This window comes from Pectobacterium carotovorum (genome assembly GCF_900129615.1).
Lineage (GTDB): Bacteria > Pseudomonadota > Gammaproteobacteria > Enterobacterales > Enterobacteriaceae > Pectobacterium > Pectobacterium carotovorum.
Window position 1 is genome coordinate 165,215 of sequence record NZ_FQWI01000009.1, and the last position, 22,906, is coordinate 188,120.

22 protein-coding genes are annotated in these 22,906 nt (G+C 43.4%); 4 read left to right on the forward strand and 18 right to left on the reverse strand.

Annotated elements, in window-relative coordinates:
• Positions 1 to 220: 220 nt before the first annotated feature.
• On the reverse strand, positions 221 to 1,081 hold the full coding sequence (locus BUB06_RS17525; RefSeq protein WP_039474586.1) for a glycosyltransferase family 32 protein: 861 nt from the start codon (positions 1,079 to 1,081) through the stop codon (positions 221 to 223).
• Positions 1,082 to 1,240: 159 nt separating this feature from the next.
• Entirely contained in the window at positions 1,241 to 1,915 is a 675-nt protein-coding gene (locus BUB06_RS17530) for a DUF1919 domain-containing protein (protein WP_053075355.1), read from the reverse strand.
• 148 nt (positions 1,916 to 2,063) lie between these two features.
• Here BUB06_RS17530 and BUB06_RS22485 point away from each other — a divergent pair, with 148 nt between their 5' ends.
• On the forward strand, positions 2,064 to 2,210 hold the full coding sequence (locus BUB06_RS22485; RefSeq protein ID WP_080726799.1) for an IS1-like element transposase: 147 nt from the start codon (positions 2,064 to 2,066) through the stop codon (positions 2,208 to 2,210).
• 217 nt (positions 2,211 to 2,427) lie between these two features.
• Here the strand turns inward: BUB06_RS22485 and BUB06_RS17540 are convergent, their stop codons facing one another.
• From BUB06_RS17540 to rfaD, 14 genes are all read right to left on the reverse strand, one after another.
• Entirely contained in the window at positions 2,428 to 3,540 is a 1,113-nt protein-coding gene (locus BUB06_RS17540) for a DegT/DnrJ/EryC1/StrS family aminotransferase (RefSeq protein ID WP_039474588.1), read from the reverse strand.
• A 33-nt stretch (positions 3,541 to 3,573) separates the two neighbouring features.
• Positions 3,574 to 4,104, reverse strand: coding sequence for a GNAT family N-acetyltransferase (locus tag BUB06_RS17545; RefSeq protein WP_039474589.1), 531 nt, complete (start codon positions 4,102 to 4,104; stop codon positions 3,574 to 3,576).
• Positions 4,097 to 4,504 (reverse strand): sugar 3,4-ketoisomerase, encoded by a 408-nt coding sequence (locus BUB06_RS17550; RefSeq protein WP_039474591.1) that lies wholly within the window; start codon positions 4,502 to 4,504, stop codon positions 4,097 to 4,099. Before BUB06_RS17550 ends, BUB06_RS17545 begins: the two co-directional genes overlap by 8 nt.
• A gap of 50 nt (positions 4,505 to 4,554) precedes the next feature.
• On the reverse strand, positions 4,555 to 6,027 hold the full coding sequence (locus BUB06_RS17555; RefSeq protein ID WP_039474592.1) for a hypothetical protein: 1,473 nt from the start codon (positions 6,025 to 6,027) through the stop codon (positions 4,555 to 4,557).
• Between the two features lie 654 nt (positions 6,028 to 6,681).
• The gene (locus BUB06_RS17560; RefSeq protein ID WP_039474594.1) at positions 6,682 to 7,584 is read right to left on the reverse strand and encodes a glycosyltransferase family protein; all 903 of its coding nucleotides are present in this window, start codon (positions 7,582 to 7,584) and stop codon (positions 6,682 to 6,684) included.
• An 85-nt stretch (positions 7,585 to 7,669) separates the two neighbouring features.
• Complete coding sequence (locus tag BUB06_RS17565; RefSeq protein ID WP_161797660.1) at positions 7,670 to 8,461, reverse strand: glycosyltransferase family 2 protein; 792 nt, start codon at positions 8,459 to 8,461, stop codon at positions 7,670 to 7,672.
• Positions 8,462 to 8,561: 100 nt separating this feature from the next.
• The gene (locus tag BUB06_RS17570) at positions 8,562 to 9,584 is read right to left on the reverse strand and encodes a glycosyltransferase family 8 protein (RefSeq protein ID WP_039474597.1); all 1,023 of its coding nucleotides are present in this window, start codon (positions 9,582 to 9,584) and stop codon (positions 8,562 to 8,564) included.
• Positions 9,585 to 9,636: 52 nt separating this feature from the next.
• Positions 9,637 to 10,647, reverse strand: coding sequence for a lipopolysaccharide 3-alpha-galactosyltransferase (gene waaO / locus BUB06_RS17575; RefSeq protein WP_039474599.1), 1,011 nt, complete (start codon positions 10,645 to 10,647; stop codon positions 9,637 to 9,639).
• A 77-nt stretch (positions 10,648 to 10,724) separates the two neighbouring features.
• On the reverse strand, positions 10,725 to 11,840 hold the full coding sequence (locus BUB06_RS17580) for a glycosyltransferase family 4 protein (RefSeq protein WP_039474601.1): 1,116 nt from the start codon (positions 11,838 to 11,840) through the stop codon (positions 10,725 to 10,727).
• Complete coding sequence (gene rfaQ / locus BUB06_RS17585; protein WP_039474603.1) at positions 11,837 to 12,907, reverse strand: lipopolysaccharide core heptosyltransferase RfaQ; 1,071 nt, start codon at positions 12,905 to 12,907, stop codon at positions 11,837 to 11,839. The genes BUB06_RS17580 and rfaQ overlap by 4 nt, the downstream gene beginning before the upstream one ends.
• Positions 12,908 to 13,099: 192 nt before the next feature.
• A complete protein-coding gene (locus tag BUB06_RS17590; RefSeq protein WP_214648972.1) occupies positions 13,100 to 14,353 on the reverse strand; it encodes an O-antigen ligase family protein in 1,254 nt (417 codons plus the stop codon).
• A 26-nt stretch (positions 14,354 to 14,379) separates the two neighbouring features.
• Entirely contained in the window at positions 14,380 to 15,363 is a 984-nt protein-coding gene (rfaC, locus tag BUB06_RS17595; RefSeq protein ID WP_039474606.1) for a lipopolysaccharide heptosyltransferase RfaC, read from the reverse strand.
• Complete coding sequence (gene rfaF, locus BUB06_RS17600) at positions 15,360 to 16,463, reverse strand: ADP-heptose--LPS heptosyltransferase RfaF (RefSeq protein ID WP_039474608.1); 1,104 nt, start codon at positions 16,461 to 16,463, stop codon at positions 15,360 to 15,362. The genes rfaC and rfaF overlap by 4 nt, the downstream gene beginning before the upstream one ends.
• A gap of 23 nt (positions 16,464 to 16,486) precedes the next feature.
• Positions 16,487 to 17,419, reverse strand: a complete 933-nt coding sequence (rfaD, locus tag BUB06_RS17605; RefSeq protein ID WP_039474610.1) for an ADP-glyceromanno-heptose 6-epimerase — start codon at positions 17,417 to 17,419, stop codon at positions 16,487 to 16,489.
• A gap of 242 nt (positions 17,420 to 17,661) precedes the next feature.
• Here rfaD and BUB06_RS17610 point away from each other — a divergent pair, with 242 nt between their 5' ends.
• Positions 17,662 to 18,858 (forward strand): glycine C-acetyltransferase, encoded by a 1,197-nt coding sequence (locus BUB06_RS17610; RefSeq protein WP_039474611.1) that lies wholly within the window; start codon positions 17,662 to 17,664, stop codon positions 18,856 to 18,858.
• A 10-nt stretch (positions 18,859 to 18,868) separates the two neighbouring features.
• Positions 18,869 to 19,900 (forward strand): L-threonine 3-dehydrogenase, encoded by a 1,032-nt coding sequence (gene tdh, locus BUB06_RS17615; protein ID WP_039474613.1) that lies wholly within the window; start codon positions 18,869 to 18,871, stop codon positions 19,898 to 19,900.
• Positions 19,901 to 19,951: 51 nt separating this feature from the next.
• Here the strand turns inward: tdh and BUB06_RS17620 are convergent, their stop codons facing one another.
• Together BUB06_RS17620 and envC are read right to left on the reverse strand one after the other, a co-directional pair.
• Positions 19,952 to 20,899: a divergent polysaccharide deacetylase family protein gene (locus BUB06_RS17620; protein ID WP_039474616.1), complete on the reverse strand. Its 948-nt coding sequence runs from the start codon at positions 20,897 to 20,899 to the stop codon at positions 19,952 to 19,954.
• A 2-nt stretch (positions 20,900 to 20,901) separates the two neighbouring features.
• Positions 20,902 to 22,203 carry a murein hydrolase activator EnvC gene (envC, locus tag BUB06_RS17625; RefSeq protein ID WP_039474619.1) on the reverse strand — a complete coding sequence of 434 codons (1,302 nt, stop codon included), beginning with the start codon at positions 22,201 to 22,203 and terminating at the stop codon, positions 20,902 to 20,904.
• 245 nt (positions 22,204 to 22,448) lie between these two features.
• On the opposite strand from envC, the gene BUB06_RS17630 reads away from it, so the two are divergent.
• Positions 22,449 to 22,880, forward strand: coding sequence for a rhodanese-like domain-containing protein (locus BUB06_RS17630; protein WP_010300789.1), 432 nt, complete (start codon positions 22,449 to 22,451; stop codon positions 22,878 to 22,880).
• Positions 22,881 to 22,906: the final 26 nt, after the last annotated feature.

Below are 22,906 nucleotides of genomic sequence, written 5' to 3' on the forward strand. Positions count from 1 at the left end.
TACTGTTATCAGTTATCGCTGGGGTGATTTTATAGGGTTCGTGAGGATAAGGCTATTTGTAAAACGGATGTCGTTTATTCCTCAGCCAGTTTTCCTAAAAATCGCAGGCGGATGTGCACATGGCCGCAATCGTTGAATTTGGTACTGGATAAACAGACAACTGAACGAACAAGAAGATCCAACTATATCCACACGTACCTTACTTATGAGACGTTTGTATCTATTTTGAGTTTTTAAGGAAGATACGTTTCATTTTTCTTATGACACCTTTGCTTTCATTAATAATATTTTTCTTTAGCCGCTGCAGAGGGTAAATAAAAAGCAACCATAATCGATAATATAACTTATCTTTTCCTTCTAGAATAACAATAGAGTCTTTGAGCTTACTGTAGTGATTTCTGTTAAGCTCTCTTAGCGTCTCTTCGGCAACATTGCGGTATTTTAACCCTATATTACGATGGTTTTCTTCATGATGAAAAAATTCAGTTTTATTGATTTTTTCAATACCAACAGAAAATGGTACTGGGCCTGTAGTATTTAATACACCTTTCATCCCTACACCATAAACCCAAGGTTTGTAGCGTTTTAATCTATGCACAACTTCGTCTATAGATGACTTAATGTAAGGAGATTCTGGTACTGAAATTAGGTTCCATTGTTGGTATTCTCCACACTTTAAGAAACCTAGCTCTTTGTGCAATCCCATGTTTCGATCACAACCACATTCTTTATTATCCCAACTGCATAGCAATATTTCACAATCTTCTTTAATGACCTCGTTGAGCGGAATCAAACATGAACTTTTAATATCCAGATAAACGCCGCCCTCGATGTAAATCAACAGATAACGAAATAAATCAGCCCTGGCTGCACCATACTTTGGATCTATACTTAAATAGATACTCAGCATCTCTTTTCCGTAATGCTTATCTATATATTCAATTATGTTCTTTTCATCGTAGAAATAATAACCCCACCCCGGATTCATCTCTTTTAGTTTTCCGATGGATTCTAAAATTTCTTTAGGCAGATTATGTATGCCTTTAGTATATATCTGATGGATTTTCTTAGGTACTTTCATCACCGCGTCGTCCTTGGTGAAAATTAATTCACCGATTTTATGTTTTTTATAAATTAATTTTTAATGGCTTATCTCGATAATTTATTTTAAATAATCACTCCATGTCTATGTATAGTCGGAAATGAGTTCTATTCCCACTTTTTGGTAGAGATATCAGCCTTATGTAATTCTATTCTTTTTTAAAGAAGGGAGGTTGGAAAACAATTTTAAGTAGTCTTTGTAATATAAAATTCGACCTTTAAAAAAGTCTGGGCCATTAAGGTTTCTTTCGCCATCATTAAGTATCTTATTTTCCCTTCCCGTAGTGAAGAAAATCTTCCTCTCAAATGGTAACGCATTAAACTCAGCCTCATTTTTTGCCGCATCATGTTTTTCACAATATGTATCGCAAAGTTTGAATATTAAGGAATTTACTCCATTATCTTTAATGTAATTAATAAGTCTTATCCTTCGACGATTCCATTTTTCTATGGCTTCATTTTTGTCTTTGTAATGAAGGAAATGAATAGTGCATCCTTCAATATTAGCTATGGGATATGCTTGACTAAATGTATTGAAGTGGTTTTCTGTTATTTCTATACTGATATTATGTTCTATGTTTTTTATGAATTTGATATAATCGCCTGATTGTAAAAAGAGACCAACAAAAGGAGTATTATATTCTCTATTTACTATTTCGTATAATTTATTTCCCCAGCAGTTGTTTGAAATAATGCATAATTCCTTCTTATGCAATATGATAAAATCAAGTCTCTTTGCTAAAGAACCGGATGTTTTTATTACGGATTTTTTTAGGTTTATCATTTTTTTAGATGCTTTTTCTTTGGCTTCCATTAAAAATTAGCGCGATTAATGTTAATTCGGTAGCGACTCTGATTGATTGAATATAATGTTTAATGAATGCAATTTATTTAGATTTTTCTGTTGCCATTCACCCCGTATATCGCAATGCTCAGAATCCTAAAGGGCAGGCGCGGCTGTTGTGAGTACTTCTGCGTATTCATCTTTACCTACCACCCACACTTATCAGGCTAGAAAGCAAATCATTGATATGGTCTGCTACGGCGCAGGTGTTCGAGATACCGTAAGAACACTAAAAGTTGATATCAACGCCGGCATCAGCGAATAACACCCTCGCTCGTTGCTGATGTAGCATTCCTCTGCAAGTCAATGCAACAATGGAACTGTGTTAGCAGTAAAGTCTAACAGCACTGGCTCTGGATGATATTGATCCGAATTTTAAGATCGGCGTTTGCTAATTTTTGAAAGAGCAGCAGAAGCGAATTGATCTTGGCAATGGCAAAACTACATCCTATTTTTTCAGTGCCCCAAGAGAAGAGTAATTCCTATCCCTGATAATCATTTAGCGCCGTGATGACAGTTTGAACTTCCATATCAGATAATGTTGGTCCCATAGGCAAACTTAATACTTTATTATGAATAGATTCAGTAACAGGTAAAGTACCTTCTTGTAGGCCTAACTCACGATAAGCTTGCTGGAGATGTGGCGGAGTGGGGTAATGAATTAGCGTCTGAATTCCCTTGTCAGCAAGGAATTTTTGCAGTTTATCTCGACTATCACATTGGATAACAAAAAGGTGCCATACATGCTCACTTGAAAATTTAGGGAGGTGGGGCAGCGAAATTAATTCATTCACAATTCCAGAAGAATACTTCTTCGCTATTTGCTGTCTTCTGCTGTTGCTCCCATCTAAATATTTTAATTTTACAGTCAAGAACAATGCTTGAATCTCATCAAGTCGGCTATTTACACCTTGATAGAGGTTTTCATATTTTTTATGTGAGCCGTAGTTTCTCAGTGCTTTTAACGTATCCGCCAATTCATCATCATTGGTAGTAATTGCGCCAGCATCGCCCAATGCACCAAGGTTCTTACCAGGATAAAAGCTGAAACCTGCGGCATCTCCCCATGATCCTGCTTTCTTATCATTGAGCACTGCACCATGAGCCTGAGCACAATCTTCAAGAACAAGAAGATTATGTTTTTTGGCAATATGTATAATTTCATCCATAGGACTAATTTGACCATAGAGGTGCACTGGTAAAATAGCTTTGGTCTTTGACGTGATTGCTTTTCTTATAGTATCAGGCGATAAATTATACGTTTTTGGATTTGGTTCGACCAAAATTGGAGTTAGATTATTTTCAGTTATAGCGAGAATAGATGCTATATATGTATTTGCCTGTACAATAACCTCGTCCCCATCCTTTAGCTTACCTAATTCTTTCCATGCCCTGAGTGTAAGTATAAGAGCATCTAATCCGTTAGCGACACCAATTGTATGTTTAACACCACAATAGTCTGAAAATTTCCTTTCAAATTCATAAAGCTCATTTCCGGTGATATACCACCCTGATGTTAATACTTTATAAAAGCTATCTTTTAACTCATCTTCACACTGAGCATTTATCTTTTTAATATCAAGAAAGTTAATCAATTTATTTCCTCACGGCCCTATTCGATGAAATTTTTAAAGGAATTTCTTGTATTTTTCTTTTAGCGAATGATATATATTAGGATTATAGTTAAAAAAAATATTGATATCATCTTCATCTATGATTTTTGCACCTGATTTTTTATGGAAATCAATAACCAACGAGTTTTTCTTGTCAACAAAAAAATGGGAAGATGAAAATTTCAAATGTTCAAAACCAATTTTATATACCAGAAGTGCACTTTCTATAGCTGAAGATGGTGTTTTATTTTCATTTATAATCCAACTACCCCAACAAAAAGAGTTATCCTTCTCTATAAAGTCATATAATCTGACAGTTCCTATAGGAATCCCATTGTCTTTACGACTGATTATATAATAAAACTCCTTTCCCTTAAGTTCTCTTTTCTTGTAGTCTTCTAGCCATTTTCTCTGGTCTTCGACTTTACCAGAGAAGGTCGATATATATTTATTCAGTTTTTCATTAACGCGTAAACTAAAAATAAACTCAGAGTCCGATAAAGTTGCTAGTGAAAAACTTATTGTTTTACCTTGTATATTAGACATCACCTTTTCTTACTCCGGATTTGAATTTGTTATATTCTCTAATATAGTCCGCTTCATCATAAGGCTGGTCAGCTAATACCATCAGAACGCAATCCTCGGAGAAATCATACATTTCATGCCAGAAGTGTGGCTCAATAACAATTCCTTGAGCTGGATTATCCAATATTAATTCAACTTTCTCATTACCATCATCTAATAAAAATCGGCATGATCCACGAACTGAAATAGCAACCTGCCTTAAGGTTTTATGAGCATGAAAGCCTCTGCGGACACCTTCTTTAGTTTTAAATAAATAATATACACGTTTAATGTCAAATGGGATGTTTTTACCTTGCTCTAGAGCAACTAACGCGCCACGCTCGTCACCGTGCGTTTGTAACTGTATAATTTTTACTTGCATAAATATACTCCATTACTCTTTTATGATTATGGAAATATGGAAACTATTCATTAATTCTTTAAGTGGTCATGAATGAAGTATTTCTTCAATACTGTTGCCAGTATTTTTTTTGTTTTTATCTTGATTAGACTAGTAATAAAATTCACAACGCCTAGGTTAGTTAAACAGATTATTTTCATTCGATCAAATTTCTTAAATGATTTTGGTATGGTCTTTATCCTCTTTTCCTCTAGGAAATGGATATCCCCCGACCAAGGTATATATTTAGCACAAAGATTTTCGGCGTATATATTGTTGTAAATTGCATCATTAAATCTTTTCTTCACAGTGGCTATTGAGTGTATTTCCTGTGCCATTGAATCTATTTTTTGAATTTCTTCTTTTGTTTTTTTTATGGAAAAAATATTATCAATGTTTTTCTCTTTAAATAATTCAATTGGAGAATATCCTTGTATAGGACTTACAACCCCAGCGCATATCTTATGGGAAAAGTATTGTTCGGAAAAGGCTGTCCCGCCAGGAAGCGGGTGACTATCTATATATACTGATGCACCTTTTGTTATTTTTAGATAGTTTTCATATGAGACATTTTCAATTAATTTTATATTCCCCCTATGTTTTATTTTTTCTATTATCCACCAAGGATCTTTTTTAATGTCACAACCGATGATATAAAATTTGGATGTTGGATAATTTTTTATAATTTTATGAATAAGTGGTTTAAATGATTCTTCTTTTACTTTGTTATATTTGTATGATGCGGCTGACGTGAAAAAAATGTCTCCATCTTTGATATTCCGATATGCATTATGCTGTCCTGAATATGATGAAACGCTCTCGATAGGTATACCTAAAAAGGATTTCTTAGCTGTTAACCTTCGTAATGAATCTACTCTTCTTCCGAATTCACTAATTTCAAACCAAATATCAGCTATACTCGATCCATAACTGAAAGTGTGGTCGGCATGATTGACAAAAAAGAACTTAATTCCACTATTAACTTTTTTTACTAGTGAACATGCGATTACTGCATGTATGTCATCTGGGTGTATATTTAAAATAACGTTTTTATAGCGAATTATTTTTTTCGCTAATTCAAAAATTCTATTTGTATCATCAGGGAATAATATTTCAGAACACAAAAAAACCTCATCAAAAAAGCCATTCATTCTAATAATTATGTCATCATTTACATTTCTAGTTACTAATAAGTCTGGTTTTTTTTCTAAAAATGAAGATAGCCGTTCCATCAAGCGTGTATGCCCCCCCGTAAAATAAGGTTGAGATACAATAAATAGCTCACCTTCTTGATCGGTTATAGACAGTTGATCAATTTCTTTAGAGCACATACTTTGTATATATTTTTCAGACAATGATTCTTCAAAGTCATATAATTCATATACACCGACGTTATTATCCCATAATAAATTACCAAGACGTTGTGATTTTTGTAACGAGATATTCAATGATTTGCTTTTAGTAATATCATTGATTATTTTTTTTATAAAATTATTTTTTCTCATTAGGATCCTTTCGGGAATCATCTGTAATCAGGAATAACCGTAATGTGCTCATTCATTTTTCTACTGGCCTATCCTCGGGAAAATAAAAACACACTAAGTGAGTTTCTTTTTTTCAAATTACTTCAGGTGAGATAACCGTAGGTACAGTGACGGCGCTAGCCGGATATTATCCAGTACCAGACTGGTGTAGTAATGGTGCTGATATGCATGATTTTTATCGTGGGATTGCTGAATGCATTTACATACCAGCAATCTTTCTTCAACAGCGAATAATGCTATTATTGACATAGCTTATGTCTAAATAGCTTTGCATAATATCGCTACATTTGTTGAAGGAGGCACGCCCCCTGCTCTGGCCTCGTCAGATGAGAAGTGAAGCATCAATGTGCGAAGTTATTTAGTTAGTGGACTAATAGTTGATAATAATGCATAATTTGAGTGAAATCCCTTGGTTTTATTCTGACAATGATTTTTTTTTGCTATTCCTCGGTCAGCCCATCATTATTAATGATAAAATATAATCATCCTAATGCAGATTTCAGTTATTTCCCCTTTTTAAAATAGATAATACGATAACTATTCTTATCTTAGGTTATTCTATCGCTATTTTATTATTTTAATCATGTACCACGTATAGATATGGCTAAGAGTTTTTTATGTTCTGTGTGTTGGAGTGATATCTTTATTTATTGTTATTCTTGATCTCGGATGAGTATTATCCATTGAAAATAATATCAAATTTTTTGCAGTAGAGAAATCAATTTTTGTTCGTAAAAAATCTCTTAAATAGATATAAATTGTGCTTGCTTTTGCTTTTTTTTGATATTCATTTCTTATAAAAGATTGAAAATAAAACATTTCCATTACTCTGAACTTGCTTTTATTTTCTTCTGAATTAAACATTGCAAATGAATGATGGATCTTGTTTGTACAATAAATTTCTAGATGGTGTCCATTTTCTTTCATAATATTGATTGTTCTGAATAGATCGCTATCTATACCATAAAAGGCTAACCTCTCTTCAAATACATAGCGTCTATAATTCTTTATTTTATTTATTCCTTTTCGTGATATAGCGAGACCCGACATAACTGAATCTATTTTCATGTTCACTTTTCCCTCAGGAATCATGACATTTACATCACCATAAAAATGTGGGTCTGTTTGGGCTAGAATGCCATTTTTTTCTGCAATAATAATAGGGGTAATAATATCCTCATTTATATGAGGAGATATTTTTGTATAATAATCTGCTGGTAGCATTGAGTCCTGATCTAACAGAGTGATAAAATCGAAATCCTCATTATCAATGAAAAAGTTATAGATTTTTGATAAGGCAATATTTCTTATATCTTGATATATTTTTGCATTTATCCCTTTTTCTTTACAAGAGGACAGAAATATTTTTATGTCCTCTTCATCCAAAAATTCCGGACCATTGTTCCATACTAAGATAGTTATATCTATTTGCTCTTTTTGGCATGCTAATAAGGAGGTTAACGTATCTGATTTTATTAGTGTCGAGTTATAGATTACGACAACAGAGGAAATTTTCATTACATTTTCCGAAAACATTATCTCTATATAATGTTTATATATTTCAAGAAAGAATTATCTTCCACTAAATAGTGAATTATGTGAGTTACTTAGGTGTTTTTACATCATCGTTTACTTCTTTATATGACCATAACTCAGCATACTTATTAAAGGTATACTGAGCGTTGACTATAGCGAGCAATAATCCTTGTTTTCCATCTAAAAATCCGGCTTTTAGTATTAATGTTTTAATAAAGGAGAACATTGTATGAGAAAAAATAGAAACATAGCTGCAATGCTTCCCCTTGGCGTGACGCTCTTTCGCCCAGTCAGATGCATAACGCAATTGTTTTTTTTGAAACTCTGAAAAATCACGACAGGTTAAATGTAATAGATCACCCATTAATGATTTAACAGCAGCGTTGCCATAGATTAATGATTCATGAACTTGATTATCATTATAATGATAATGATGGTTAGCATAGAAGCGGAGGACTTTATCTGGATACCAACCGCTATGCTTCATAAAACGACCGAGGAAAAGGTTTCGTCTTGCACATGCATAAACAGTATCGGTAATTATATCTGGCTTTTTTAGTATTGTTTCAACGGAAGAGCGTAATTCTTTTGTCATTCTTTCATCGGCATCAATGAAGAAAATATAATCACCGCTGGCATGGGTCTGAGCTCTTTGTCTTTGTTTGCCATACCCTAGCCAGTTATCGTAGTGATAAATTTTTGCTCCATATTTTTGTGCAATTTCAATTGTATTATCGCTACTGCCAGAGTCGACAATTATTATTTCATCTGCCCATGAAATAGATTCTAAACATTCTTGAATGAGTTCTTCTTCATTTTTTGTTATAATGAGAACCGATAACGTTTTTCGCATACCTATTTCCCCGCTCAGTTTCTACTGAATTATATGTGTCAGGTTGAATTCGAAAGTAATGCCCTATATTTATTTTAGGGAACAGGATGTGAAAATTTTTTCAGAATTAATTTTTTTGGGGGGAAGAGGTTAAATATTTTTTTATACTGTATTTTAAGGCACAGATTAATCCAGAGATATACTTCCCTTTTTTCAACAAATGCTTATATTTTTTCTTCATTTCTACGAATGTGTCAGCATCTTTCAGATCCCTAACTGACCAGGGTGACTCTTGCTGAGCGTGTTGAAAGTATGATGTTGATGGATAGTTTGCCCATTTGTGCCAAGGCTTAGTTACACCAGTATAGTGTATGAGAATAGTAGTGTTCTTTATGATTTCTTTATATTTTTGATGACTTGGATCTTTCAATTCATTTTTTATAGAATAAATAGTATTATATTCTCTGGGAAGGAAGGTTACGTTATCATGCAACAATATATTCATGACATCTTGATCTGGATATTGAATTGATTCCTCACCACTTCTTAATTTATCAAATATCTTTTGTGTTAAATCCAATTCATTCCAGATAGTTAAATTTACGAATAAAACGCCAGAGTTAAAATATTTCCCTTCTAAGGCGGGCATCTTTAATCGATTTGCTGATTTTTTTTGTGTTTCAGGTAAATCACGAATTACGGCCGCAACATGTGGTGCTATATTCAGTTTGTGAAGCTGTGCTAAAGAACCTTTACACATCACATCGGCATCAAGATAGAGGAGATTTAATGTTTTGTCTGAAAGGTGGGAAAAGGCTAATAACCTGAAATACATAGCATGTGACCAAATATCAGTACAAGGCAATGTTTTTAACATTTCAGAATTTATTTTATATAAGACTATTTTAGTTCTAAATTTTTCCGAAAGAATATTTAATTTTTTAATAAACTCATCATCAAAATCATCAGAAAAAACATGGAATGTAAAAGCGATGTCATTATTGATTAGAATTGATGCTATTGATATTCCACAACCAATAGCATAATTTTTATCTATACCATAAGCAACGTTTAGCGTGTCATTATCGGCGATTGGCTGATGTCTATTTTCGAAAACTGAAAGAACATCAATATGCGATGAAAAGATCATTACATCACCTTAAAAGAAGAAAAATTTAGTGTTTGGACTTTAGAGTTCGTTTTTAAAATGCTTTTTTATAAAAATATTTTAAGTAGCTAATTGTGCCAGAAATAAATTGGCTGTTATGAAACTGATGTTTAGCACAGTATCGCATATTACTTGCTGTCACAGCGTCTAAGAGAGGCTCATTTCTCCATGGCGAATTGTCTTTGGCTTTTAAAAAATATTTTGTACAAGTGTAATTGGCCGCCCATTTATGCCATGGCTTAGTTGGGCCGATATAATGAATAAAAACAGTCTCTGTGGAGATAGGCGTTGGTGCAGATTCACCGTTACTATATTTTAATTCATAATTAATACTAAACTGGGTGTTGTATTTATTGTTAAGTTGGTGAAAATTTCCTGCCAAAAGTATATTTAAAACATCCTGATCAGGATGGGTAATGACTTTCTTCATCTCTGGATCGATCAAAAAACGCATGCTGTTTTCTGTTACAGATGCCTGATGCCAATTATTGATTTCGATTAACAAAACGCCGGAATTAAAGTAGCCATTGCTGAGTTCAGGATGTTGAAGTTTTTGTGCACGGTTTTCCCACCAACTGCTATCACCATCTAAAACAGCAGCGGCAATATGGCTACTAATATCTAATTTTATTAATTCTTGCAATGAGCCATTACATATAATGTCCGCATCAAGGTAGAGAACTCTATCGAGTATCTGATAGAAATAGTCGGCAATAATAAAGCGGAAATAAATGGCATAGCTCCAGAGTTTTGTTTCTGGTAACGTTTTTAACCAAGTGCAATCAACGATATAAATGTTAATAGTTGTATTGTATTGCTCTGCCATCTCTTGAAATCTGGCTTTATCACCATCACTGAGTTTGTCGGTAAACACGTGAAAGGATAAACCGTAATCCGGATTTTTTAATAAAATAGATGCGATAGCGATGGCGCAGCCATAAATGAATTTTTCATCCGTGCCAAAGGCTATGTCTAACTCGGCATCTTTTTTAGAATAGGAGAATGAGTGTACAGTTTTTATGACTTTTTCTTTGTCAAAGTACATGTGCTTACCGTGTTGGATAAATAGCGGAAAGAATAACGTGTTGTAAGAAACAGGTCAGAATATGTCTTTATTTATCATTATGATTCGATAATCAACTGTGCCGCCTTTTCTGGCAGACTATAAATATCTTCTGTGTCGGCAAAATGGCGGGCATTTTCTGCCCACTGTTTCAGCGTTTCTGGCTGACTGAGTGCGTGTGACAACGCGTGGTTCAGTGTTGTCTGACTAAAAGGCTCTGGGATGACCTGCCCGGCCTGCGAGCGCTCAATGTAAAAAGCATAACCGCACGCATCGGTAACGAGTATTGGCAGTCCAGCCGCGATAGCCTCAAGTAAAACGATGCCTGCGGCTTCCTGATGAGCCGGATGAAGTAACAAGTCTGCGGCGGCCATGAAGTCAGGAATGTCGTCTCGGCCAGAGAAGAAGCGTATTTGTTTACCGATGCCGAGCTGCTCTGCCTGTTGTTGAAACGGTTTTGGATCGTCCTGGCCGACAACCAACAGCGTTACGTGCTGACGCAGTTCCTGTGGCAGGCTGGCGATAGCGGTCAGACTACGGCCAACACCTTTACGTTTGAAGTCGGAACCGACCTGTAATAGAACAAATCCGTTTTCATCCAGATGATGCTGCTGACAGAACTGTGAACGCGTATCTGGAGAACGCGTGCTGTACTTTCTATCCAGTGAAATACCCGGCGGTAGCATAAAAAAGCGTTCATCTTGTGTACCGTAATGCTTCTGGAAATGGGCGATTTGCCGCGGCGTCAGCATCAGCATGCGCGTGTGGCTATCTTTATCGAACACGTCTCGTTCAAGTGCTGCATATCCACGGTAGCGAGGTGTGAGTCGATAAAAGAAACCTTTTTCCTGAACGGCCTTTTCTGCCGTACATCCTTCTGCGGCATAGTAGAAGTCTAGCCCTGGCATTTTGCTAAACCCGACAACGCGATCGACAGGGTGCTGTTGTAAATGGCGTTGTATCCAGTCGGAAAAATGGCGATGGCGCGTATGATTACCCAGTCCAGAGATGGGCACGAGAACGATGTCGAACCCTTCAGGTTTGTCGCCTTGCCATTCGCTGGTATAAACGCGAATATCGTGACCTTGTTCCTGGCAGACTTTTGCAATGCTCAGAAAATCTCGCTGTAGCCCGCCGAAAGGGAAGTATTTATAGACGCAGAATGCGATTTTCATTTGGTGTTCTCTTCCTGCGCCTCTTGCAGCATGTCTTCTGATGCCTGGATGACCGCTTGTGCAGGAATGCAGGACAAATATTTGACCGTCTGATCGTAATTCTGTTGGGCTGGCATTTGTTGATATTCACCTGCCCAAATCTGTTTATAGTGTTTGCACCATGGACGCCATAATTTATAGTCCGTTGGGCCGAACAGACACACTAGTGGCGTATTCAATGCGGCAGCCATATGCATTGGGGCGGAATCCACGCCGATATACAACACGGCGTTATCAATTAGCGCAGCCAGTTCCAGAAAACTCGTTTTACCCGCAAAGGTCATATCGGGTTTATGTGTGCACTGTGAGTGAATATCGCGCACCACGTTTAAATCGTCTTCTGAAGGACCACAGGTCAAAACGACTTCTAGATTTTTGGCTTTAAGATAGTCAATGACCTGAGCGAACTTGTCGTTGTCCCAGTATTTGTAGTATTGGCGAGTCGTGGGTTGGATGACGACGTAGCGTTGCGTTAAAAGTGTAGGGTGTTGATCAGCGATACTTTGGGCGTCTTCCTGACGATAATGCAGTGATAATGTCGAGCATATATTTGACGCTGGCAGGTTGAGCGGGGTCAGGAGATGAAGATTTTGCTCAACAATATGTGCGCCCATTGGCGGAACGCAGGCGCTGAAAAATGAACGCCAAATCTTTCCTTTCAGATTATCGCCCCGATCGAGAGCAATGCTGTGACATCCCAATGATTTTACTAATAGGGCAATGGGCCACTGGTCAGCTAAATTGACGATCAGGTCGTAATTGTTGTGCTTAAGCTCTCGCCTGACTTCTTGGAAATTACGGATCTTTTCCAAAAGCGTGCCCGTTTTTCTTTTGAGCCCATAAAGCTGATGTATCTCTGGATTGGCGGAAAGAATTGGCATCGTATCCTGGTACAGCAATACGTCGATTTTGGCATCAGGATAGTTGGCTTTCAGCGTACTGATGAGCGGAGTGGTCAGCAGCATATCGCCATGATATCTGAGCTTCACCACGAGAATCCGGTGATAAGAGATGATGCGTTGACTCACTCGTTTTCCTTCATGTAATCAAAGGTTATTATTTTACAGGCACGCTACCGCCTTTGGCTCAACAGCTACCAAAAGACTGATCTTATCCATGTGGCGCGACAGCATGGATAGCTAATTTTCCCGCTATGGTACTAAAACCCACACCCCTCTCACAGAGGTAAATGCTACTGCCACACGCTAATTATAACAGGGCTAATTCTTTAGCCATTTTCCGGTCAGCGTTGTGCCGAGGCAAAATGCCATAAGCCACGCGATAAGCATGTCTCGTGAATAGAGAATGACATCGCTAAGTCCATACATCAGCAGGGCAAAAAGCAATGCGGCCGAGAGGTGGCTGCGTAGAACAAAAAATGAAAAATAAAACAAAGAGGCATAGAGCAACACAAGCAATATTGCTCCCGGCAACCCCTTAAGGGAAAAGGCATCAATCACTTCGTTATGCAGATGGATATCCAAATATCCTACTGCACCAGATAGTTCAGACTCTTGTTTTGCTTGTGCAATAATATGTTCCGCACGCTGTTCAGCCGATTGCCCCAATAACGCTTCTTCCCCAGCTTCTATACCTGATTGGTACATCGCAATGCGCGCACCCACCGATGTCATGCTGTTGTTCATGCTATAGCTGTGTATATCGTTAATCAGGTCGCTGATACGTTGGTGAAGCGTATCCTGGAAAAGGAATAAACACAGGAGAATAGTGGCCGATGAACCGATAAATGCCTTGATAAATAAACGCTTATTGTGTCTGACTTCTGACAATAAAATGGTCGCGCCAACAATAGGATAGACGAATATAGCCGCTCGAGTTTCTGTCAGGAAAATAGCGATGGTGACTAACAGAAAATGTCCCAGATAGAGATAATACTTATAGGCTGAATCGAGCTTAAGCAGTGCTTGCGCGCTTAACGCACCAATAAAGGTAAGAAAATAGGCTGCACTGGTTGCGGTGCCAAATACCAACGCAATACGGTGCATTCCACTGAACAATGACTGATAAAACGCATAGCTCAGCGTTAACACACAAATTGCGATGATGTAGAAGAGTGGCTGTTGCCGATTTTTTTGCGAGATATGCAGGACCGTCAGCAGGATGAATGCCCCCAGAATACCGGCATGCGCGGATGTCCTGTAGGCGTTATACACATAAGGGAAAAGGCTATCGGGTTGATAATAGTGGTGATACCAAATGAGATTGGTTAAGCCGATAGCCAGCAGGCAAAGTGGAATCAGTAACAGCCGCTTAGCCACGATTACTGTTCTTAAGTGTGTCGCCACATAAAAAACAGATAGCGAGCCCGTGAGATAAAAAAGCCACCCGGCAATAATGCTACTAAATGGCATAATGGCTAATGTGAGTAAACAGCCGGGGAAAACCGCTTTAAGCGCGACAGCCGAACTTATACTGGGCGTTTTTCCCAGTTCGTACCTTAATTCATTGAGCATGTATTTGTTCACAGTCGGGAGCGATATCACTCGCCTGATGCAGGTAATTCTATCAGCTTCTCTAATTTCTGATGGATGAGACTAGCGGGAATAGTCTCCATTTTCTGGCTTTCAGACATTTCCACTACTTGGTTCATCCCGTAGCCGCCAATCAGCCCTGGGTCGGTTGGTCCGTATAGGGTGATATTCGGACGATCCAGCGCTGCTGTCAGGTGGCTAAGCCCGGTATCGACGGAGACAACGGCGCTGGCACCCGCGAGTACCTCGGCAACCTGTTGCAGCGTAAGGCGTGGTAAGACTTCAACGTGTGGAAAGCCTTCGGCCAGCCGTAATGCACGCTGGTGCTCATGCTCCGCTCCCCAGGGGAGTTTGATGTGTAGTCCACTCGGTGCTAATAGGGTAATCAGCTCACGCCAGTGCGTTTCCGGCCAGTGTTTTTCATCACGCGTCGTGGCGTGGAGAAACACCAGATAGTGGTTGGTGTCTGCGGGCGACTGGGAGAGAAAACGCGAGGCAATCGCATAATCGCCACGCTCGGTGGGTTTCCGATAGTTCAGGCTGGCGGCAAACAGCTCCCGCACGCGCTCGACAGCATGTTGTCGGCGGCTTATCGGGTGGCGATAGTTATAAAACCAGCTTGCCAGCGGCTCGCGCGCGCTTTTGCAATCCAAGCCGTGTTTCTTTCCGTTGGCGAGTCGCGTAACCAGCAACGCGCTTTTAATCAGCCCTTGTGCATCAATAACTGCATCGTAGCGGTGCTGGCGTAGCTGGCGCATAAATTCTGCACGTTCCTGACGTATCGGGGCACTGAACCAACTTTTGCGCCAGCGGCGTATCGCGACTGGAATCACGCGAGAAACCGCCGGATGCCAGCTGGGCACTTGCGCGAAACCTTCTTCAACCACCCAATCGAATTGGATACCAGGAATCGCCTGCATCGCGTCGGTTAAGGCTGGCAAGGTGTGCAGCACATCGCCCATTGACGACGTTTTCACGATCAGCACTCTCATGCATCTGCTCCCGGTTCCAGATTTTCTCCTGGAGTGGGACTTTCTTTTGGAACGAGGCTTTCTCTTGGAACAATATAGTTATCCAGTGCGCTGAGCACGCGCTCGGGCTGAATGTCGATCAAACTCTGGTGATAACCCTGTTCGGCGTCCCCTTTACGCACCCGGTGATAGCCGGTAATCAGGCGAATCACCTCGGCCTGATGGGATAGCGGCGGGGTAAAATCAGGGCTGCTTGGACCGTAAAGTGCGACCAGCGGACGATGAAGTGCCGCAGCAACGTGCATGAGCCCAGAGTCGTTGCTGACGACGGCGTGACAGGCGGCAATGAGCACTACCGCTTGTTCCAGCGAGGTTTTCCCCGCCAGATTAGCGCAATGCTGTCGTGCGTCTTCCGTCAATCCTTGAAGGATGTCGTCGCAGGCCGAACGGTCATTGGCCGAACCGAACAGCGCTATCTGGTAGCCGCGTTCAATCAGTGATTGTGCCAGCGCCGCATAGTGATAATGCGGCCAGCGTTTGGCAGGGCCGAATTCGGCACCGGGGCAAAAACCGATGATGGGGCGCGCATCGCTGAGGTTAAACGCCTGCGTCATGTCCGCAATTTCGGTCTGATTGACCTGTAACTGCGGCCACAGTAACGGCTGCGGCAGATCCTCAGCACGGTGGATGCGGCTACGATCGTAGGCTAACGCGGTATAGCGCTGCACCATCAGCGGAAATGCGGTTTTATCCAGCACGCGTACGTCGTTCAGCAGCCCGTAACGCATTTCGCCACGCCAGCCTGTACGCTGCGGAATATTAGCAAAGAAAGGGACCAGCGCGGATTTAAAGGAGTTGGGCAGCACGTAAGCGCGGTCATAGCCCGCATCGCGCAGCGATACGCCAAGACGGCGACGTTCGCCCAGCTCAAGTGCGCCGTGACCTAGCGGCATGGCTAACGCCTGATTGACTTCCGGCATCCGTGCCAGCAGCGGACGGCACCAGGCTGGCGCCATCACGTCAATGACCGCTTCCGGGTGTTCAGCCTTCAACGTGCGATAAAGGCTGTGCGACATCATCATATCGCCGACCCAGGAAGGGCCGATGACCAAAATTTTCATACCGCTTATGAATCCTTATCCGATTAAACGGTACGGTTCAGCCAGGCCATATATTCCGCCACGCCTTCGGCGACGGTTTTGAACGGCTTGTCATAGCCTGCGGCACGCAAATTGGTGAGATCGGCTTGTGTATAAGCCTGATAGCGGCCTTTCAGTTTCTCAGGAAACTCGATGTATTCCACGCTGCCTTTCTGATGGAAGGCGAGAGTGGCATCGGCGACAGCCTGGAAGGATTCTGCGCGACCGGTACCGCAGTTGAAGATGCCGGAAACACCGTTTTGCCAGAACCACAGGTTGACGGCTGCGACATCACCGACGTAGATAAAGTCACGTTGGAAGTTCTCGCTACCGGAGAACAGCTTCGGATTTTCGCCCTGATTAATCTGGTTGTTCAGGTGGAATGCGACGCTCGCCATGCTGCCTTTGTGGCCTTCGCGTGGTCCGTAGACGTTGAAATAGCGGAAGCCGCAGATCTGCGATTCAGCTTCTGGGAGAATTTCACGCACGTACTGATCGAACAGGAACTTGGAGTAACCATAGACGTTCAGCGGCTGCTCGTATTGACGCTCTTCGATAAAGTTATCGTTACGACCGCCGTAGGTTGCGGCAGAAGAGGCATACAGGAACGGAATGTTGCGATCGAGGCAATAATGCAGCACGTCTTTAGAATACTGATAGTTGTTATCCATCATGTATTTGCCATCCCACTCGGTGGTGGAAGAGCAAGCGCCTTCATGGAATACGGCGTCGATATCGCCCAGATCGTCACCTGCAACGATGCTGGCGATGAAATCTTCTTTATCCACGTAATCTGCGATGTCCAGATCGACCAGATTGGCGAATTTGGTGCCGTCTTTCAGGTTATCGACAACCAGAATGTCCCGGTAGCCGATGTCATTCAGAGATTTTACGATATTGCTGCCGATAAAACCGGCACCGCCAGTAACGATAATCATGGGCGCGACCTTTATTAATCTTGCTGGTGAGGCACCGCGCCCCACACTGTTTATGACCGCTATAATAGCATTTCATTTTACCGCAAGCAGCCAGAGCTTAATTTATCCCGTGTTGCTCCGGCATTTTTAAGATGATTCAGGCCGTGACGAAGCCAGCATTTTCAGACTGTTTACCCCGCATTTCTGCCCACATCCGCTAGCTTAAAAACCATAAAGCGATCTTTTTATGGGAGAGTCACGCTATGCCTGCCGCGTTTTATCAACAACTTACTACACAAATCATGGCCGCACGGACCGAGGGCGTGTTCAAGGAGGAACGCATCATCACCTCTGCGCAGCAGGCTGAAATCGAGGTGATGGACAGCGACCGCCTGCTCAATTTCTGTGCCAATAATTATCTTGGTCTGGCGGATAGCCCCGAGCTGATTGCTGCTGCAAAAGCCGGCTTGGACAGCCACGGTTTTGGCATGGCATCGGTGCGTTTCATCTGTGGAACGCAGGATATCCACAAACAGCTGGAGCGTAAGCTGGCGGATTTTCTGGGAATGGGCGACGCGATTCTCTATTCCTCCTGTTTTGATGCCAACGGTGGGCTGTTTGAAACACTGATGGGACCGGAGGATGCCATTATTTCCGATGCGCTCAATCATGCTTCGATCATCGACGGTATTCGGCTATCGAAGGCGCGACGCTATCGCTATGCCAATAATGATATGAGCCAGTTGGAAGCACAGCTGCAACTGGCAAGAGCGGAAGGGGCAAGACACGTGATGATCGCCACCGACGGCGTTTTCTCGATGGATGGTGTGATTGCCGATTTGCAGGGAATTTGCGATCTGGCGGATCGTTATGATGCGCTAGTGATGGTGGATGATTCGCATGCGGTGGGGTTTGTCGGTGAACAAGGGCGCGGAACGCACGAATGCTGCGGGGTGATGAATCGCGTTGACATCATCACAGGGACGTTAGGCAAGGCGTTAGGGGGCGCGTCGGGCGGTTATACGGCGGGCAAGCATGAAGTGATCGACTGGCTGCGCCAACGTTCTCGACCCTATCTTTTTTCCAACTCGCTAGCACCAGCCATTGTCACCGCGTCGCTCAGGGTTCTTGACCTGCTGGAACAGGGCGGAGAGCGGCGTGAACGTCTGTGGGCAAATGCCCGTCTATTCCGTGAAAAGATGACGGCCGCAGGGTTCACGCTGGCGGGGGCCGACCACGCCATTATTCCCGTCATGTTGGGGGAGGCGCAGTTGGCACAAGACTTTGCGCAGGCGCTACAGCGGGAAGGCGTTTATGTCGCAGGCTTTTTTTATCCCGTTGTCCCCCTCGGTCAGGCGCGTATTCGTACTCAAATGTCAGCCGCCCATACGCCGCAGCAAATCGAATTCGCCGTTGAGGCTTTTATCCGCGTGGGCAAACGTCTGGGTGTAATCATCTGAGGAAACCATCATGAAAGCATTGGCAAAACTGCGGCCGGAAGAGGGCATCTGGATGGTGGACTCGCCTACGCCGGAGCTCGGGCATAACGACATCATGATTAAAATCCGCAAAAGCGCGATCTGCGGAACGGATGTGCATATCTATAACTGGGACGAATGGTCGCAGAAGACGATTCCCGTTCCGATGGTCGTCGGGCATGAGTACGTTGGCGAAATTGTCGCTATCGGTCAAGAGGTTAACGGTTTTCATATTGGCGATCGTGTCTCTGGCGAAGGGCATATTACCTGCGGCTACTGCCGCAACTGTCGTGCCGGACGGCGTCATTTATGCCGCAATGCCATTGGCGTCGGGGTAAACCGTCCCGGTTCGTTCGCGGAGTATCTGGTGATTCCTGCCTACAACGCGTTCCGCATTCCCGACAATATTTCTGACGAACTGGCCGCCATTTTCGATCCCTTCGGTAACGCGGTGCACACCGCACTGTCCTTCGATTTAGTGGGAGAAGATGTCTTGATTGCCGGAGCGGGGCCGATAGGCATGATGGCAGCGGCGGTGTGCCGTCACGTGGGGGCAAGGAATGTCGTGATTACCGATGTGAATGCGTACCGTCTGGATCTTGCCAGTAAAATGGGGGCAACGCGCGCCGTCAATGTGGCGCAGGAAAATCTGGCGGACGTGATGATAGATCTGGGCATGACCGAGGGGTTTGATATTGGGCTGGAGATGTCGGGCGCGCCATCAGCCTTTCGCGCCATGCTGAAAGCGATGAATCACGGTGGACGCATCGCCATGCTGGGCATTCCGCATGAGCCGATGTCGATTGACTGGGGAGAGGTGATCTTTAAAGGGCTGTTTATCAAAGGTATCTATGGACGTGAAATGTTCGAAACCTGGTACAAAATGTCGGCGCTGATTCAGTCTGGATTGGATTTGTCACCGATTATCACCCACCGCTTTCACATTGATGAGTTCCAGAAAGGGTTCGATGCCATGCGTTCGGGTCAGTCGGGCAAGGTTATTCTCAATTGGGATGAGTCATAACCCTGCGATGACGAGTTCGTGCGATGTCAAAAGGGAAATGCACGCTCGGTATTAAGGCTTCGCGTGCGTTTCGGTCTCGGCTGGCTCAATCCAGGTCTGCCAGCGGTGTTTGATAAACATTACCGGCGCGCTTTCCCGAATACTGCTACTCACCAGCTTGAAGAATACATCGTTCTTCACCGGTTCCGGCGGCTGTTTGACCTGACACTGCTGTATACCGCGGAACGGATTACGCGGTTTGACTGGCGGCTGCGGTTGAGGCTCATACTGCCGCGTCGGCTCATTAAGCAACTGGCTGGGACGGACTAAGACAATATCGGCATCCAGCGTGGGCAACATCTGCTGTAAGACGCGGATGGTTGAAGGGTGTGGGTGCCCGATAGCGATGGCGGAACCGCTGCGGCGGGCGATTTGCACCGCGCGGGTAAACTGTTTGCGAATCTCGGCTTCGTTTTGCGAATCATCCAGAAAGACTTTGCGTTTGATGACTTTGACGTTCGTTCCTGCCGCGGCCTGGCTCGATTGGCTGCTGCCAATGGTCATGCTATCGAGGAAATAGAGCTGGTAGGCGCTCAGTGCCTGCATGACTTTTTGCATGCCGGGCAGACTGGCGGTCATCGCGCTGCCCATATGGTTGTTCAACCCCACGGCGTAAGGCACGTTATTGACGGATTGGCGAATAATGTGCTGAATTTCGTCGCTGCTCATGTCCGGGCGTAACGTATCGCGCTCCAGCGGCTGCTTGCTCATCGGTGCCATCGGCAGGTGGATCAGCACTTCTCGCCCTTGCTGGTGGGCTTTGGTTGCCATTTCACGAGCGTACGGCGCGTTGGGTAATACCGCGACGGAAATTGCTGTTGGCATCGCCAGAATCTGGTTCTCGTTATGTGGACGATAGCCGAAATCATCGATGACGATGGAGAGTTTTCCGGCCAGCGCCAAAGGAGACAGGGCAAGCAGACTCAACGCCAATAACGGTGTTTTGGTTAAATAAGACAAGACTATCTTCCCAGCCAAGGTTGTGGATTGACCGCCTGACCCTGACGACGGATTTCAAAATACAGTCCGGGCTGACTCTGCCCGCCGCTGGTGCCGACCAGCGCAATAGATTGTCCGGCCTTGACCTGAGCGCCAACGGAAACCAAGGCGCTCTGGTTATAGCCGTACAGGCTCATATCGCCTTTACCATGCTGCACAACAACGACCAACCCGTAGCCCTGTAGCCAATCGGCCATCAGTACGGTTCCGTCGGCGATAGCTTTCACTTCCGTCCCTTCTGGTGCGGTAATCACCATGCCCTTCCAGCGTAATTCGCCCTGTAACGGTTCACCGAAGCGATGCTCGATGCGGCCGTTAACCGGCCAGATGGCTTGGCCAGAAGGCCGCCCTAAACCGCCGGTTCGGGCCATGAGTGAGCGTTCACCTTCAGTCGGTTTGTAACTGCTGCCGCTGCGTTTGGCCTGTTCTTCTTTAGCGCGAACTTTGGCGGCCTCGCGTGCTTCCCGTTCGGCGCGGGCTTTCGCTTCTCGCTCAGCGCGGGCGATCTGATCGCGCAACCGGGTTTCATTCTGGCGCAGTTCCGTCAACTGCTGCTGATCTTTTTCCAGCGAGCTTTCCAGCGTCGATAGCGTTTTCTTTCGATCGGACTGTGCCTGCTCTAGCGTCTGCTGTTGTTGCTGTTGATCGCCCAGCAGCGTTTTTTGCTGTGCCTGTTTTTGTTCCAACTGGCGTTTTTGGTCAGCCAGCTCCACACGCGTTTGCTGCAATTCATTGATAGATTTCTGCCGCGCTTCATTCAGGTAGCCGAAATAGGCGAGGATGCGCTCGTTGCGCTGGCTTTCTTCTCCGCTCAGCATTAATTGCAGTGCGCTGTGCTGACCTTGCCGGAAGGCGGCGTCAAGCTGACGGGAAAGCAGCGTTTGTTGCTTATCCTGCTGAGATTGCAGTTTTGCGATAGAGGCGCTGAGGCTGGTTAATTCTTTATTGAGCGTAGACAGCGTATTGCGCGTTTCATGCAGTTGACGACTGGCCTGAGAGATGGACTGCTCCTGCTTTTTCAACTGCTGGACTAAGGCACTACGCTGCTTTTGTTGTTCTTGAACGCTTTTTTCTTTCGCGGCGATATCTTGTTGCAGGGTCTTAAGCTGTGCCTGATTATCTTCAGCCTGGCTGAGCGCGGGCAACAGCAAAACGCCAACGCAGAGTGCGCTGACGCAGCGGGTGAGTAGCCTTTGTAATGCGGATAAATGGCGATCGGCGCTACATGCCACTCGACTCTGTACAAATAACGCGTTTTTACTCATAGCGGTGAATTATTCCACGATGAACAGCGGCTTACCAGTTGTCTCTTGTCTGATTTCTATTTCCAGACGTGACAAGCATGGCACAAAGGCGGGCGTCTGGGCGCATCAATAGATAGATAAATGGAAAGCTCGCCGCAGATTCGATACGCTATATTGGCTTACTGGCTGTAATTGCCGTATCGCGCAGGTATACTCAGGAACCTTATATTTTTGTTGCTTAACTGATCCGGGAGTCGTTACACCCCATGCAAGAGATTATGCCATTCATTAGCAAGCACCCTATTTTGAGCATTTCTTGGGTTGCACTGTTGGTTGCGGTCATTGTGCTTACAGTGAAGAGTAAACTGTCGAACGTAAAAGAAGTGGTTCGCGGTGAAGCGATCCGACTGATTAATAAAGAAGATGCTGTCGTCGTTGATATCCGTAACCGTGACGACTATCGCCGTGGCCATATTGCCAGCGCATTTAACCTGTTGCCGAACGACATTAAAAACGGCAGCGTAGGTGAACTTGAAAAACATAAGTCGCAGCCGATTATCGTGGTATGCGCCAACGGCCTCTCTTCACGCGAAGCGGCCGAGAACTTGCATAAAGCTGGTTTTGAGCGTGTGCAGGTACTGAAAGACGGTCTGGCTGGCTGGAGCGGTGAGAATCTGCCTTTAGTCCGCGGCAAATAAAACAGTTTGTGGTAAAACTATCCGCA